The sequence below is a fragment of the Clostridium sp. TJA020 genome (assembly GCF_058310295.1).
On record NZ_JBZEFC010000005.1, the window covers coordinates 83,662 to 98,917 of the forward strand.

Annotated in this window: 15 protein-coding genes; 8 read left to right on the forward strand and 7 right to left on the reverse strand. The window is 28.5% G+C overall.

Features of this window, described 5'->3' with window-relative positions:
- Positions 1 to 114: 114 nt before the first annotated feature.
- The 5 genes from yedE to AC4FQ1_RS09275 all read left to right on the forward strand — a co-directional run bounded on the left by yedE (position 115) and on the right by AC4FQ1_RS09275 (position 2,283).
- Positions 115 to 1,182, forward strand: a complete 1,068-nt coding sequence (gene yedE / locus AC4FQ1_RS09255; protein ID WP_303127330.1) for a YedE family putative selenium transporter — start codon at positions 115 to 117, stop codon at positions 1,180 to 1,182.
- 10 nt (positions 1,183 to 1,192) lie between these two features.
- Positions 1,193 to 1,396, forward strand: a complete 204-nt coding sequence (locus AC4FQ1_RS09260) for a sulfurtransferase TusA family protein (protein WP_303127328.1) — start codon at positions 1,193 to 1,195, stop codon at positions 1,394 to 1,396.
- Positions 1,377 to 1,655, forward strand: a complete 279-nt coding sequence (locus tag AC4FQ1_RS09265) for a putative Se/S carrier protein (protein WP_491169530.1) — start codon at positions 1,377 to 1,379, stop codon at positions 1,653 to 1,655. The genes AC4FQ1_RS09260 and AC4FQ1_RS09265 overlap by 20 nt, the downstream gene beginning before the upstream one ends.
- Positions 1,656 to 1,848: 193 nt before the next feature.
- Positions 1,849 to 2,076: a (2Fe-2S)-binding protein gene (locus tag AC4FQ1_RS09270; RefSeq protein WP_303127324.1), complete on the forward strand. Its 228-nt coding sequence runs from the start codon at positions 1,849 to 1,851 to the stop codon at positions 2,074 to 2,076.
- 63 nt (positions 2,077 to 2,139) lie between these two features.
- A complete protein-coding gene (locus tag AC4FQ1_RS09275; RefSeq protein WP_303127322.1) occupies positions 2,140 to 2,283 on the forward strand; it encodes a hypothetical protein in 144 nt (47 codons plus the stop codon).
- Positions 2,284 to 2,332: 49 nt separating this feature from the next.
- On the opposite strand, the gene AC4FQ1_RS09280 is transcribed toward AC4FQ1_RS09275, so the two are convergent.
- The gene (locus AC4FQ1_RS09280; protein WP_303127321.1) at positions 2,333 to 3,568 is read right to left on the reverse strand and encodes an NAD(P)-dependent oxidoreductase; all 1,236 of its coding nucleotides are present in this window, start codon (positions 3,566 to 3,568) and stop codon (positions 2,333 to 2,335) included.
- A 147-nt stretch (positions 3,569 to 3,715) separates the two neighbouring features.
- Between AC4FQ1_RS09280 and AC4FQ1_RS09285 the strand changes: the two genes are divergently transcribed.
- Positions 3,716 to 4,894: a class I SAM-dependent rRNA methyltransferase gene (locus AC4FQ1_RS09285; protein WP_491169531.1), complete on the forward strand. Its 1,179-nt coding sequence runs from the start codon at positions 3,716 to 3,718 to the stop codon at positions 4,892 to 4,894.
- A 199-nt stretch (positions 4,895 to 5,093) separates the two neighbouring features.
- A complete protein-coding gene (gene rbr, locus AC4FQ1_RS09290) occupies positions 5,094 to 5,684 on the forward strand; it encodes a rubrerythrin (protein WP_303127464.1) in 591 nt (196 codons plus the stop codon).
- Positions 5,685 to 5,729: 45 nt separating this feature from the next.
- On the opposite strand, the gene AC4FQ1_RS09295 is transcribed toward rbr, so the two are convergent.
- From AC4FQ1_RS09295 to AC4FQ1_RS09310, 4 genes are all read right to left on the reverse strand, one after another.
- Positions 5,730 to 6,296, reverse strand: a complete 567-nt coding sequence (locus tag AC4FQ1_RS09295) for a DUF1643 domain-containing protein (protein WP_303127318.1) — start codon at positions 6,294 to 6,296, stop codon at positions 5,730 to 5,732.
- Between the two features lie 42 nt (positions 6,297 to 6,338).
- Positions 6,339 to 7,052, reverse strand: a complete 714-nt coding sequence (locus AC4FQ1_RS09300) for a 2-phosphosulfolactate phosphatase family protein (protein ID WP_491169532.1) — start codon at positions 7,050 to 7,052, stop codon at positions 6,339 to 6,341.
- Between the two features lie 69 nt (positions 7,053 to 7,121).
- The gene (mnmL, locus tag AC4FQ1_RS09305) at positions 7,122 to 8,051 is read right to left on the reverse strand and encodes a tRNA modification radical SAM protein MnmL/YtqA (protein WP_303127462.1); all 930 of its coding nucleotides are present in this window, start codon (positions 8,049 to 8,051) and stop codon (positions 7,122 to 7,124) included.
- An 82-nt stretch (positions 8,052 to 8,133) separates the two neighbouring features.
- Entirely contained in the window at positions 8,134 to 9,231 is a 1,098-nt protein-coding gene (locus tag AC4FQ1_RS09310; protein ID WP_303127314.1) for a hypothetical protein, read from the reverse strand.
- A gap of 142 nt (positions 9,232 to 9,373) precedes the next feature.
- On the opposite strand from AC4FQ1_RS09310, the gene AC4FQ1_RS09315 reads away from it, so the two are divergent.
- The gene (locus tag AC4FQ1_RS09315) at positions 9,374 to 10,438 is read left to right on the forward strand and encodes a YkvI family membrane protein (protein WP_303127312.1); all 1,065 of its coding nucleotides are present in this window, start codon (positions 9,374 to 9,376) and stop codon (positions 10,436 to 10,438) included.
- Positions 10,439 to 10,482: 44 nt separating this feature from the next.
- On the opposite strand, the gene AC4FQ1_RS09320 is transcribed toward AC4FQ1_RS09315, so the two are convergent.
- Positions 10,483 to 11,715, reverse strand: a complete 1,233-nt coding sequence (locus tag AC4FQ1_RS09320; RefSeq protein WP_303127310.1) for a peptidoglycan-binding domain-containing protein — start codon at positions 11,713 to 11,715, stop codon at positions 10,483 to 10,485.
- Positions 11,716 to 11,775: 60 nt separating this feature from the next.
- Positions 11,776 to 15,237 (reverse strand): S8 family serine peptidase, encoded by a 3,462-nt coding sequence (locus tag AC4FQ1_RS09325; protein WP_491169533.1) that lies wholly within the window; start codon positions 15,235 to 15,237, stop codon positions 11,776 to 11,778.
- Between the last annotated feature and the right edge of the window lie 19 nt (positions 15,238 to 15,256).

The following is a 15,256-nucleotide window of genomic DNA, read 5'->3' on the forward strand; positions in this document are numbered from 1 at the left end:
TTTTGTCGAAATATTTATAGATAAAATCAATAAAAGTAATATAATTATTGAATTAATGAATTATTCATTTTTGTAAAACCATGTTAAAATTTCTATTATAAGGGGGATATAACTATGAATTTAAAAAATGAAAAATTACGTATTATTTTAGCAGGAATTATTATAGGATTAATTGCTGTATCACTAGTATTAATGGGAAATCCAGCAAATATGGGATTTTGTATTGCATGTTTTTTAAGAGATACCGCTGGGGCCCTTGGCTTGCATAGAGCAGAAGCCGTTCAATATATAAGACCAGAAATTATAGGATTAGTTTTAGGTGCTTTTATTATTTCACTTACTAAAAAAGAGTTTTTACCAAGAGGTGGCTCTTCACCAATTACTAGATTTATATTAGGATTTTTTATTATGATTGGTTGTTTAATGTTTTTAGGTTGTCCTTTTAGAATGATTCTTCGTATTGCAGGTGGTGACTTAAATGCAATCTTTGGTCTTATAGGTCTTATTCTTGGAATTCTTTTAGGAATTTATTTCTTAAACAAAGGATATTCTTTAAAAAGAACTTATAAATTAACACCTCTTGAAGGTTCAATAGTTCCAATTGTTCAAATTGTTCTTTTAATACTTCTTATAGCCGCTCCAACATTTATTTTATTTACACCTGCTGGTAAAGGTCCTGGAGCAAAACATGCCGCTATTTTAATTTCTCTTACAGCAGGAGTTATTGTAGGAATTCTAGCACAAAGAACTAGACTTTGTATGGTTGGTGGTATTAGAGATTTAGTCCTATTTGGTCAATGGAATATGCTATATGGATTTATTTCTATATTGATATCTGCTTTTGTTATGAGCTTAATTGTTGGTGGTTTTAATCCAGGTTTTACAGGTCAACCAGTTGCACATACCGATGGCCTTTGGAATATGCTAGGGATGGTTTTAACAGGTTTCGGTTCTGTTCTTTTAGGTGGATGTCCACTTAGACAACTTATATTAACAGGTGAAGGTAATACGGATTCAGCTATAACTGTAATCGGTTTAATAGTAGGTGCAGCTTTTGCTCATAATTTTGCTTTAGCATCTTCAGCAAAAGGACCTACATTAAATGGTAAGTTAGCTGTAATAATTGGATTTATAATAATGCTTATAATTGCAATTTATAATACAAAAAAACAAAAAGCTTAGGAGGGTAATTATGATTGATGCAAGAGGACGCTCATGTCCAGAACCAGTTCTTATATTAAAAAAAGCTCTACAATCAAATGAAGATAATTATACTATACTTGTTGATTGTCAACCTGCTCTTGAAAATATAACTCGTTTTGCTAATTCTAAAAATTATAAAGTATTTTACGAAGAAAATAATGGAGAGTATAAAATTGAACTTAGGAAAAACTAAATGTAATACAAATACATATATAGCTACATTCTTTTCACATTTTGGAGCAATAAGGTTTAAAAAAATTTATGAAAAAGAATTTTTAGAAATGATAATAATGCCTGTTCCAAGAGATTTAAGTTCATCTTGTGGAACTTGTGTTAAATTTAAAAAAGAATACTTATGTTGTGATAATTTAAAGCATAATGATGAAATTGAACAAATAGTTCAATTAATTGATAAAAAATATAAAACTATATATAAAGCTGAAAATATTTAAATAAAATAAGAATTGCTTAAGTTTAAGTAATTCTTATTTTATTATAAACCGAAAACTAATAAATAATTCTTATTATTTACTATTGATTTTTAATTGTATTAATGTTTAAATTTAATTGTATAGATTCAATCAAATAAAAATAAATTACTAACTTAATTTTAACTTATAAATAAACTATGGAAAGGAGTATGCTATGGAAAATAATAATGTTAAACCTGAAATAATGGATAAATTAACTAAAGTTTGTGTATGTAAGGCTATAAATAGAGCAACAATTAAAGATGCAATAAGAAATGGAGCTAAGTCTATATCTGAAGTTAAAGAAGCAACTGGTGCCGGAACAGGATGTTGTGGTGGTGCTAGGTGTGTATTTAAAATACAAGAATTAATAGACAAATATAATGAAGGCGAATACAAATAAATTCCTCGAATTAAATCTTTCCTATTGCTAAAACTATTAGTGTTAGGAAAGGAGGAATTACTTATGCCTAAACAACCTAAAAGTGCCGTAAACAATCAATGGATATCAACTCCAGTAGAAGTTAATGGTGTTCCCGCATCTAAAAGAGAACCTAAAACAGAGGGAAATAACCAATGGACTTCAACTAACAAAAACCCAATGAAATAATAAAAATAAGCCATAACTTTTTGTTATGGCTTATTTTGTTATATAATTACTATTTATTTTCTTCACAATATTTTTCTATAGCATTTGCAACTATTTTAGCATGTGAAACTGCTTGAACTACTGTTTTAGCACCTGTAACAACATCCCCTGAAGCAAAGACACCCTTTCTTGTTGTATGTCCTTCTTCATCTGTTATTACAAGTCCCCATTTATTAGTTTCTAACTTAGTTGTACTTGAAACTATGACTGATCTTGGTTCTTGACTTATAGCAACTATTGTTGAATCACATGATATGAATTCTTCTTGTCCATCTAAAGTTCTTGTTTGAATTTTTCCATCTACTTCTACATTTTCAGTTTTAACAAATTTAATTCCATCTTCTAATATTTCAACTGGAGCTCTAAATAATTTAAACTCTACTCCATCTTCTTTAGCTTCTTCTATTTCCTTTTTAGTTGCTGTCATTTGATCAAAATGCTTTCTATAAACTATGTACACATTTTTTGCACCATTTCTCTTTGCTGTTCTTGCAGCATCCATAGCCACATTTCCAGCTCCTATAACACAAACTGTATCTCCTAAGTTATAAACATCTGGTGCTTTTAAATAATCAATTGCATAATGAACATTGCCTAAAGTTTCACCTTTTATATTTAACTTTTTAGCATTCCATACACCAGTTCCAATAAATACAGCTTTATATCCGTCTTCAAATAATCTATCTAAAGTTATAACTGGTCCTATCATTATATTAGGTCTTATTTTCACACCAAGTTCTACTAATTTTTCTTCATATTTATCAACTAATGAATTTGGTAATCTATATTCTGGTATACCATATCTTAATACTCCACCTATTTTTTCATGAGCTTCAAATATAGTAACTTTAAAACCCCTTTCAGCTAAAGTAAAAGCTATTGTTATTCCCGCTGGTCCTCCACCAATTATAGCAATTCTATCTTTAGTACCATTAATTTTATCTAATTTTATATTATTTAAATAATTTTTTGATATTTCTTCTTCTATTTCATAGAAAGGAATTGGTTCACTTTTTATTCCTCTTATACAATTTCCTGCACACTGATCTTCATGAGGGCAAACTATGGCACATATAGCTGATAATGGATTGTTTTCAAATAAAATCTTTCCAGCTTCATTAAATCTTTCTTCCCTATAAAGTTCTATAATTTCAGGAATAGGCGTACTTATAGGACAAAATTCTTTACATCTAGGTTTTTTACATAACAAACATCTATTTGCTTCTTCTTTTAAAAATAAATTCATGACGTCCTCCCAAAAAAGTTAATCTTTTTTAAATCTTTTTTATACTATATTATCATTATGAGAAAAAAACAAGTGATTTTATTACATTATCTATAAAAAAGTTATGTTATAATCTTTAAAGAATTATTTTGAAGGGAGCTAATATAAATGGCTAGTAAATTCTATTTACATAAATTAAGCAAAAAGGCAAAAGCTGAGCAAGGTAGACCTTGGATATATACAGATGAAATAAAAGAATATGATGGAGAATATAAAAATGGAGATATTGTTGAAGTTTATAATCATAAACATTATTTCATAGGAAAAGGCTACATAAATGATGCAAGTAAAATTGCAATAAGAATAATGACAAGAAATTTAAATGAAGAAATAAACGAAGATTTTTTCAAAAAAAGATTTAAAGCCGCTTGGGATTATAGAAAAACTGTAATTGATACTTCTTCATGTAGATTTATATTTGGTGAAGCAGATTTTCTTCCTGGTCTTACTATAGATAAATTTGAAGATTATTACGTTATTCAAATTTCTACTTTAGGTATGGATAAATATAGAGACATTATCGTTAAAATATTAATTGAAGAATATGGTGCTAAAGGGGTTTATGAAAGAAGTGACCTTAAAACTAGAGAGATAGAAGGACTTGAACAAACAAAAGGATTTTTAACAGAACCTTTTGATACAAATGTTCAAATTATTGAAAATGGAGTTAAATATATTGTTGATTTAGAAAACGGACAAAAAACAGGTTTCTTTTTAGATCAAAAAGAAAATAGAGCAGCAATACATAGAATTTGCAAGGGCAAGGATGTTTTAGACTGCTTTACTCATACTGGATCATTTGCCCTTAATGCTGGAATAGCCGGTGCTAAATCAGTTCTTGGTATAGATGTTTCACAACACGCTGTTGATTGTGCAACTAAAAATGCAGAGCTTAATAATCTTCAAGATACAGTAAAATTTGAATGTCATAATGCTTTTGATGTATTACCTTCATGGTCAAAAGAAGGTAAAAAATTTGATGTTGTAATACTTGATCCACCTGCATTTACTAAATCAAGAAATACTATAAATGGAGCAAAAAGAGGATATAAGGAGATAAATCTTAGAGGTCTTAAAATGGTTAAAGAAGGCGGTTATTTTGTAACTTGTTCATGTTCTCATTATATGTCTGAAGAACTTCTTAAAACTACCATAGCAGATGCAGCCCATGATGCTCACAGAACATTAAGACAAATAGAATTTAGAACTCAATCATCAGATCACCCAATACTTTGGAATTCAGATGAATCATATTACCTAAAATTTTTCGTATTCCAAGTTATTTAAATTTATATTAATGAATTAAAAGGCTGTACAAATTGTTAATATATTTTCTTTTAAATATTTAATTTGTTAAATTTAAACTTTAATTGTTAACCTCCCAAATATTGAATATAAATATAGATAGATATATAATAAAATTAATGATTAACGAATAATAATTATCCGACATAAATATTTGATTTAATCTTAGGAGGAGTTTATGATGAAAAGTTTAAAAGGTACTAAAACAGCTGAAAATTTAATGAAATCTTTTGCAGGAGAATGTCAAGCAAGAACAAGATATACTTATTTTGCTAGTGCTGCATTAAAAGAAGGATATCGTCAAATTTCAAATATATTTATGGAAACTGCTGAAAATGAAAAAGAACATGCTAAAAGATTCTATAAATTTTTAAAAGATGACTTCCAAGGTGAAGGAATTGAAATAAATGCAGCTTATCCAGTAGAATTACCTACTGATACTAAGACAAACTTAATATATGCAGCAGAAGGGGAACATGATGAAAATTCAAACCTTTATCCTACATTTGCTAAAATAGCTGATGAAGAAGGATTCCCTGAAATTGCAACTGCATTTAGAATGATTGCTAAAGCTGAAATCGCTCATGAAATGAGATATAGAAAATTAGCTGCAAATATAGATCAAGGTATTGTATTTAAGAGAGAATCTAAAGATACATTATGGAAATGCGGAAATTGTGGCTTCATATTTGAAGGTGCTGAAGCTCCATTAAAATGTCCAGCTTGCTTACATCCACAAGAATTCTTTGAATTATTTGTTGAAAACTACTAAAATAAATATAAAAGCCATTAGAGAAATTTCCCTAATGGCTTTTTTTTAATTAAAAAAGTTATTTAATTCATCATCAGAATCCCAAGCAAAACAATGTTTTGGATATCCAAGCTTAGTTGACTTTCCTACCTTTAAGAATAACTTTTTTATATTACTATTTAGAAAATCATCTCTTATTAATTCTAAAATATCTGTTATCCTTTCTCTGTAAACCTTTTTATCAATTTTTAAAGGCTCTCCCCAAGCTGCAATTATTACATCGCTATCAGAAATACATGTCCTTATTACTTCGTCATTTTTATTTATACTATCTAAGTATCCTTCTTTATTTAAATTATTTTCATATGAAGAAAATAAATTAACTATAGAAATACTTTTTATTCCTTTTTCAAAATAATCAAAATGCTTATCATTAATAAAGCTTATTATTCTTCTTAAAAATCTTATACAGATTCTTGAGTTTGCCTTTTTAGGATAACTTGATATTATAAGAATATTTGAACCACTATCTGATAATTCAACTTCTATTTTGTAACAATTTTCTTCTGAAGAGTCTTCAATTATATTTATATTTTTCTTTTTAAAAAATTTAGGAAAACTATCCCTACCCATGCCTTTCCCCTTATTTAATTACTTTGTAAATTAATACTTAATTTACTGTATAATATGACCATCTATATATTCTGGTACAATATCAGTAATATTTTTTTTCATAGCATATTCTACATCTTCAATTAATCCTAATTGTTTCATTACGCCATAATGTCTTGCATCCTTTATAAAACTTTGAAAACTTTTATTATTTTCATAAATATAATTAGCTGTTTTTGCTACATCAGTTAAATATAAATTTTCATTTATACTCATCATTTCATTTATTATATAACCACCACATATAAAATCATCCATTGAAAATTCTCCATTTGTTCCTGCATTAATTATTGTAACATCTTCCCCAATTTCCATAAGTTTTCTAGCAACTGCACCTCCATTTATTACAGAAGCTACAAAAATTCTTTTTGCACTCTTACATTCAGTTAATGCTCTAGTTCCATTTGTCGTTGTTATTATAACTGTTTTATCTTTAACAACATCTTCTGTATATTCTAATGGAGAATTAGATAAATCAAATCCTTCTATTTTCATAGCTTGTCTTTCTCCACCTAAAACAAACTCATCTCTATTAAATTTTTTTCCTTCATTTAACGCATCATCAACTGTAAGGCATGGTATAACTTCTCTACATCCATTCATAAATGCTGTAGTTATTACAGTAGTTGCTCTTAACATATCAATAACAATTACCACCTTATCTTTAACCTTACTTTCGTCTATATTATCTGCTGAAATAATAACATCTATATTCATATTTATTTCCATCCTCACTTTTATTTTAACAATGCAAAAAAGCCCTTTGGGCTTTCTTGCTATTTTTTATTACTTTTCAAAATCTTTACCTTGATATATTTCATTATCAACTAATGCTTTATCTATGGCATTTAAAACTTCCCACTTCTTAAGACTCCACATTGGTCCTATTAAAAGATCCCTTGGAGCATCTCCTGTAAGTCTATGTACAACCATTTCTTCTGGAATCATAGATATTCCTTTACATATTAAATCTATATAATCATCTTGTGATAAAAATTCTAATTCTCCTCTTTCGTATAACTTCACCATAGGAGTATTTTTCATTAAATGTAACAAGTGAAATTTTATTCCCTTAGATCCAGTTTTACTTATGTATTTAACCGTATTTAACATATCATCTTTAGTCTCGCCTGGAAGTCCAAATATACAATGAGTTACAAAATCAATATTTCTTTTCTTTAATCTATAAATTGCATCTTCATATACATCTAACTTATATCCTCTATTTATTTTTCTTGCAGTTTCATCTGAAACTGTTTGAAGACCAAGTTCTACCCAAACATATACATCCTTATTTATTTCTTCTAAAAGATCTAAAACATCTTCGCCTAAGCAATCAGGTCTAGTGGCAATAGCAAGAGCAACAACTCCTTCTTGCTTTATTGCTTCCTTATACTTTTCTCTTAATTCATCAACTGGAGCATACGTGTTAGTAAAAGCCTGAAAATAAGCTATATATTTTCCTTCTTTCCACTTTTTATTCATCATTTCTTTTATATCACAAAATTGTTTTCCTATTGATAACACTCTATTTCCAGCATAATCGCCTGAACCACTTTCACTACAAAAAAGACATCCGCCTTTACTTATAGTTCCATCTCTATTGGGACAAGAAAAACCTCCATCTAATGATATTTTAAATACTTTTTCATTAAATTTATTTCTTAAAAAATAATTTAAGCTATGATACCTCTTACCATTCCATTCTTTCACAATGATTTCCTCCAAATTGTTTATATCCTTTATAAATATAATATCATATGTGAAAATTTATTTCTCAATGGTTTTATTTAATATTCTATATTTTATTCATCTCTTCTTTAACAAGATCTATAGTATACTTTCCTAATATTTCTTGAGATATATTATTTTTATCTCCAACAGGTATAACATTTATTATAAGTTCTGTTTTTGTTGCCATTTCATAAATTATACTATACTTATCCATTGGAAATAACTTTTCAAATTCTATTGATAACAATCTTCCATCAGGATTTTTATAAATTTTTAATCCAGTTCCTTTTTGGCCCTTTTTAGTATATTGAACTAATAAATCTCCATCACCTTCAGTAAAAATAATATCTTCTATTTTACTATCTCTTAAAATATCATAACATATTATTTTTTGAGCTGTTGGTTTCTCAAATATCTCTTTTAATGTTTTATCATCAACGCCCTGAGAATTTGTACCTGAATCCTGAGCTATACTCTCGCCAATACTAGCCATTGATGGCTTTTCCTGTTCAACTGTAGCAATGCCTATTAAACTATCCTTTTCATCAGTTGTAGCAAATCCTATTTTTCCACCAATATAACTAATACCTAAAGAAGAAAATTTATTCCTTGGTATTTTTTCTTTTTTTATAGGTGGTGTAATATCTTTAGGATAAATATTTGTTGGTAAATCATTTAATCTAAAAATTAATTCATCACTTCCAGCTCCATTTATAACTGATCTTAAATTATCCTTATCAACATATACCTCTTTTATATTCTCACTCTTAACATCTGATACTTTATATTCTCCATCTTCCTTTGCAACTTGTAATGTAACTGTATCTAAACTTGCATTTAATGTATTTTTACTATTTCTTGCACAAATATATTCAATATATGCACTACCTCCAGTTTCCACTAAATTACCTACTAAAAAAGAAAGTATAGGCATATCAGATAAATCTTTAACTTTATTTTGTGATGCAAGACTTGAAGTTGACATAGAATTAGCACCTTCAATATCATTTCTTTTAAGACATTCTAAATATCTTGTTGCAACCTTTTTAGACAATTGAACATTAAATTGGTTTTCTGAATCCTTTTGACTAATATTTTTATTACATCCTACTATACATAAGATTAAAATCATAAAAATAGCTAAAACTCTTTTTTTATTCAAAATGAAGTTACCTCCTTATATTCATATATTTATAATTAGTTTTCCTTAGAAAATATACCTTATTCACTTATAAATAGAATAAATCTTAAGTTTAGCTTGTATATTTGTTATTAAGAATAATTTTATTTAAGGAGGTAACACTTTGAAAAAAGAGTTAATTAAAATATTTCAAGTTGCAGTTGTTTTTATTGGTACAGTTGTTGGTGCTGGACTTGCTTCTGGAAAAGAAATAACTCAATTTTTCACTTCATTTGGTGTAATGAGTTTTATATCAATAATAATTTGTGGAATATTTTATATTGCCATGGGAACTATAATTTCAAAAATTGGTATGAAATACAAACTAAAATCTTATGGAGATGTAATACATAAGATAAGTCCAAACTTTTTTGGAAAAATTACTGGTGGAATAACAACTATTTACTTAATATCGAGCGCATCTATAATTCTTGCTGGAAGTGGTGCTCTTATTAATCAGTTTTTTGGTCTTCCAAAAATAGTTGGAACATTAATTATGATGGGTATAGCTATTTTTTTCCTATTTAGAGGAACTAATGGACTAATTGAAGTAAATTCTTTTATTGTTCCAACTCTTATATTTACAATAACTACAATAACGATACTTTATTTTATCCTATGTAGAGATCTTATAACTTTTGATAATATATTATCTTTTGAGGCTCCAAAAGATAAAGGATTAGTATTATCAACAATTTTATATGCAGGATATAATATTTTATGCTGTAGTGGTGTTCTTGTTCCTTTAAGTACTAGAATCAAAAATACCAAAACTATGACATTAGGAGTTGTTTCTGGTGCTTTAGGCTTAACAATTCTTTGTCTCATGATAAATTTACTTCTAACTATAAATCAACCTTATATTTATCAATATGAAATTCCATTATTATTTGTATCCCAACGCTTTAGCTATATATTGCAAGCATTATTACTTATGGTTATATTATTGGAAATGTTCTCGACTGAAGTATCTGATGTTTATTCAATAAGCAAAACATTAGAAGAAATATTTAAAATGAATTTTAAAAAGTCTGTTATCTTAGTAATTTTTATAGCATTCCCAATATCTCTTTTAGGATTTGGAAATTTAATTTCTACACTTTATCCATTGTTCGGATTTTTAAGTCTTATATTTGTATTTCAATGTGTTAAGTTTTATTTAAAAAATAGAACTTATTTAAATAGCTAAAAAATAAGCACTAGAATCTATACTAGTGCTTATTTTTTTAATTATTATTTTAATTCCGCTATTCTTGTTACTCCTACATATATTTCAGATATTTTATACCAAGTTCTGTAATCAACAATACCTGTTTGTGGTAATCCAAATACACTTTGAAAAACCTTAACTTGATTTTGTGTCCTACTGCCATAAATTCCATCTTGAGCTACCTTTGGAATTAAAGGATAGTTTGTAGCTATCCTATTTAAATATTCTTGTGTTACTCTAACAGGCTCTCCTCTTGAACCTACAGTTAAATCATAACCTGGATAAGATTTAGGACTTCCTTTTACTACTTCTGCTGTTGTAAGTTCTATATTGTTTCCATAATAAAATTTTAAAATATCATAAGGTGTTCTTCCTTGATCACCTAATTCCTTACTTCCCCATTGAGTTAACCATCCAGGACAACTAACATTTTTTCCATCACAATACTGGGTTAAAAGTGGTTGTTTTCTTCCTATTCTTCTTACATATGTTGAGAATATCTCATCTACTATATTGCTAATATTATCATATATATTTCTTCCATAACTAAAAGCATGATCATAAGCAGTTGAATTTGTTATATCGAAGTTCTTACCTTTTGACCTGTACCACTCTGTGTAAATTCTGTTTAAAGTAAATGATATTATACAAAAAACATTAGCTCTTATGGTATTACTTGACCAAGTTGAATATATCTCACTTGATGCAACATTTTTTATATAATCTCTATATAATACTCTACGATTTACACCATATGAATTTGGTGTTCCTTCATGAACAATTATAAATTCTGGTACAACTGGCTTTGGAAGAACTACTCCACTTGATGGTGGTGGTAATTCCTTCTCTACATCCTCAGGTATCTTCCTTGGAAAATCTCCAACAAGTCTATTAGGTTGTACAACTATTACTTCTTGTCTACTTGCTCTACTTGTATTAATTTGATTTAAGTTGCAAACTTGAAATGCAGTTTCTACAGGATATATTTGACATCCTCTTACTATAAATGTTTCAAATCCATTTCTCTCAACCTTTATATCACATAAACTATATGGTATTCCACCTGATGGAGATTGAGAATTTTCTAAAGGTGGTGTTTCAAGCTCTATAGTTTGAGTTTTTCCAGAAGAATCTGTTACTAATTCAACAATTTTTTCATTACCATCATTAGTTGTTATAGTTGCCTTACAACCATCTAACGGAATAAAGCTATCGCCATTAAAACATTGTAATCTTAATCGACCCTTTTCAGCCATTAATTACTCCTTAATATTACTTTATAAATAGATTATGCTTTAATGTTTATATTTGTGAAATTATTTATTAGGCTTTCTTACAAACATATCACCAACATAAAACTCACTATATCCTCTACTTCTTATATTATCAAATAATCCTTTCATACTAATCATTCCATATCCCCACTGTCTATTAGGATAAGTATCTCCTTCTCTCTTTTCAGATCCTCTTATTATATAAGTTTTCATTTTCACAGAATACATAGCTGGATCATTTCCATCAATTATTCCCCATTGAAGAAGTAATGCGCAACAGCCTGCTAAAACAGCTCCTCCAATTGAAGACCCAGATGCAACCTTAGTCCCTCCACCAGGTACAAGTACAGTAGCATTTATTCCTCCACATGCAATATCTGGTTTAACTCTTCCATCTCTAGTATTTCCTCTTCCTGACTTTCCAACTGACGCATTATTATTTTGATTATAATAACCTGAAACTATAGCCATTTCTGCTGTTGAAGGTAACATAAGTGTAGTATATTGACTTGGATTTAAAAATTTAGTTTCTGGAGCTAATAATTCTCTTTGTGGTATCCATGCATTATATCCACCATTAACTAAATAATCTCCTATTAACCTAAATTGCCATATACCCTCTCTTAAATTTTCCATTTTTATTCTTATTAATTCATCCCCAGTTATTTCTTCTGGAATAAAATATTGTATAGACATTTTGGTTCCTTCAAAAACAAATCTAACTTCTTCAATTTGTCCAAGTCTTGCTGGTATTTTATCAATAAATTCTCCAGAAGGTGAAACTATTGATAAAGATATTTTATCAGGTTTATTACACCATATTTCCATATATAGCTCTTGCTGTCTTCTATCAACACTAAGTTCAATTGTTTTTATATCTCCAGTTGATTCTAATTTACCTGATGTATGAGTATCAGAATCTCCTTCATTTCCAGTGCAAGCAACCACCGCAAGTCCTCTCCTTTTTGAAGCATCTCCTATAAATCTTTCAAGTATAGATGTTCCATCATGAGAACCTACATTAGTCCCAGCTGGTATATATATTACAACAGGTACATTTAGTTGTCGTGCCTTATTTAATATAAATCTTATTCCAAGTATTAAATCAACATTTTCATATCTTCCAATACCACTATTAGTTACTCCAAAATTTCTAAGATAGGTTTCAGAAGCCTCTCTTAACTTTACAATTGTAAAATTACAATCTGGGGCTGCACCAATTATTTCTTCACTCTCTCTACCTCTTGCTCCAATTATTCCAGCAACCATAGTCCCATGCCCTATTTCATCCCTACTATTAACTATAGAATATGGATCTCCACCTGAAAGACCTGCATTTATTGCATCATTTATCTGATTTTCCGAAAACTCAACTCCATAATTAAAACTACTAGGTGCTTTTCCATCTTCTATAGATTGATCCCATAAATAAGATATTCTTGTTGTGTTATCTTCTCTCATAAATTCTTTATTCATATAATCTATACCACTATCTATTATTCCAACCATAACACCTCTTCCATTTAAAGAAAGGTATGGATTATCATGAAATAACGTAGCTCCAGATGCTTCAACTGGAGAAACATCATTTAAAGTATATACTGGAGATGCTTCTACATAAACAATTTCACTAGTTGTATCTACTATCCTCTTTAAATCACTTTCTAAAACATCTATTACAGCAAAATTTTCATCTAAAATAATTAAATTTACATCTGGATATTTTGATAATGCTGCTTCTAAATCTCCAACATACTCAACAATTTTTCTTATTCTCTTAATTTGTCTATTCTGTGCTGGAATATTTAAATCATTTCTTAATATTTCAAATGAATTAAATGCACAAATAGTTCCATAACCCCATAAAGAACTAGGATAAGTTATGCTAGGTCTATCTCTTTTAGCTCCTCTTACTAAATAATTTTTAAGTCTTTCCCCAAATAAAAATGTATCATTTCCATTAACTATTCCCCATTGCATAAGTAATGCAGCTATACCAGCAACATGTGGTGTAGCCATAGAAGTTCCACTTTTTGAATCAAATGTATTAAATGGTACTGGTGCTATAATTCCTTCACCTGGCGCTATTATATCCGGTTTTATAAATGATGTATTTCGAATTTTACCTCTTCCACTAAAAGGAGATATTGTATTAGTTAAATAATTATAACTTCCTACTGATATAACATTCTGAACTGTTGCTGGTATTCCTAATGTATTAAAAAGAGTTGGCTTTAAAAACTTTGTGTTAGTATTTAATCCTTCTCTAATAGGAAGCCATATATCATAATATCCCCTATACTCATTTACAACCTTTATTTTTATCTTCCATTCACCATTTATCAAATAAAATCCACCTGCTATAAAAGCTATAGTTATCTCCCCAACTAAATCAAAAGGCTTGGGGCCAGATGCATATATTACTATTCTATCTCCATCTAAATAAATTTCATTAAGACCATTATTAATTAATATTTCTCCACTACTTTTACCAGTTGGATTTGTAATTTGAATAGATAGTTTAGGCAATATATCCTTATAAATAGCTAACTCAACATAAGGTTCATCTTCTTCAACATTTATAGAAATCTCTTGCTCATCTCTAAGTTCTCCACCAACATGGTGTGCTGCATCTCCTTCATTTCCAGCCGCAACAACAACAGTTATTCTTTCTAAGTCACAAACTGTACTTATATATTTTTCTAATAATGAATTTCCATTATGAGCTCCATCATTTGTACTTAAACTTATATTAACAACTAATGGCATATTCAATTCTTTACTCTTATCAACTAAAAATTTAATTCCCCTAAGTATTTGAGTACTTAAAGCAAATCTACCTCTATTTGCCTTTACCATTATTATTGAACTTTTTGGAGCAACTCCATAATTATTTTGTGGAATATTCCCACCTGCGCAAGCTATTCCAGCAACATGTGTACCATGCTCTATTACATCTATTGATGGAACTATATTAGTTGGATCCACACTATTTATAGCTTCATTTATTTGATTTTTATTATATACTTTACCATCTAAACTTAAATCATATATATATTCAATTCTTGTAGTCCCATCTTCATTTCTAAATGCTGGATGCATGTAATCTATTCCTGTATCTATAAATCCTATAACTACTCCAGTACCATCAACATCATAACTTCCTCTAACTCTTTGAACACATGCAGCTCTATTACTACTAGAATCTGATATATATAACTCTTTTGGTAATTCAATATATTGTATTGTTTTATATTGTTCTAATTGATATAACTTATCCACAGGTACAGTTACTATTCCATAACCATATCCCAAATTTTCATATTTCCCTCCTAAGTTATCCACAATTTGTGAAATATTATCCACATTATCCCCACTAATTATTATAACTTCAATTAAATTTTGTCCTTCAACAACTTTACCTTTGAAATTATTAATTCTATTAATTATATCTTTAGTTAATGATCTATATTTTCCTAGTGAATAATTTATATTATTTTCCAATATATATTTCACCTCAAAA

Excerpts from the sequence above, each read along its gene's own strand:
- rbr (WP_303127464.1), top strand. The coding sequence starts at position 5,094 with ATGAAAAGTTTAAAAGGTACTAAAACAGCTGAAAATTTAATGAAATCT.
- AC4FQ1_RS09285 (WP_491169531.1), top strand. The coding sequence starts at position 3,716 with ATGGCTAGTAAATTCTATTTACATAAATTAAGCAAAAAGGCAAAAGCT.
- AC4FQ1_RS09270 (WP_303127324.1), top strand. The coding sequence starts at position 1,849 with ATGGAAAATAATAATGTTAAACCTGAAATAATGGATAAATTAACTAAA.
- AC4FQ1_RS09280 (WP_303127321.1), bottom strand. The coding sequence starts at position 3,568 with ATGAATTTATTTTTAAAAGAAGAAGCAAATAGATGTTTGTTATGTAAA.
- AC4FQ1_RS09300 (WP_491169532.1), bottom strand. The coding sequence starts at position 7,052 with ATGAATATAGATGTTATTATTTCAGCAGATAATATAGACGAAAGTAAG.
- AC4FQ1_RS09320 (WP_303127310.1), bottom strand. The coding sequence starts at position 11,715 with ATGGCTGAAAAGGGTCGATTAAGATTACAATGTTTTAATGGCGATAGC.
- AC4FQ1_RS09260 (WP_303127328.1), top strand. The coding sequence starts at position 1,193 with ATGATTGATGCAAGAGGACGCTCATGTCCAGAACCAGTTCTTATATTA.
- AC4FQ1_RS09295 (WP_303127318.1), bottom strand. The coding sequence starts at position 6,296 with ATGGGTAGGGATAGTTTTCCTAAATTTTTTAAAAAGAAAAATATAAAT.
- yedE (WP_303127330.1), top strand. The coding sequence starts at position 115 with ATGAATTTAAAAAATGAAAAATTACGTATTATTTTAGCAGGAATTATT.
- AC4FQ1_RS09275 (WP_303127322.1), top strand. The coding sequence starts at position 2,140 with ATGCCTAAACAACCTAAAAGTGCCGTAAACAATCAATGGATATCAACT.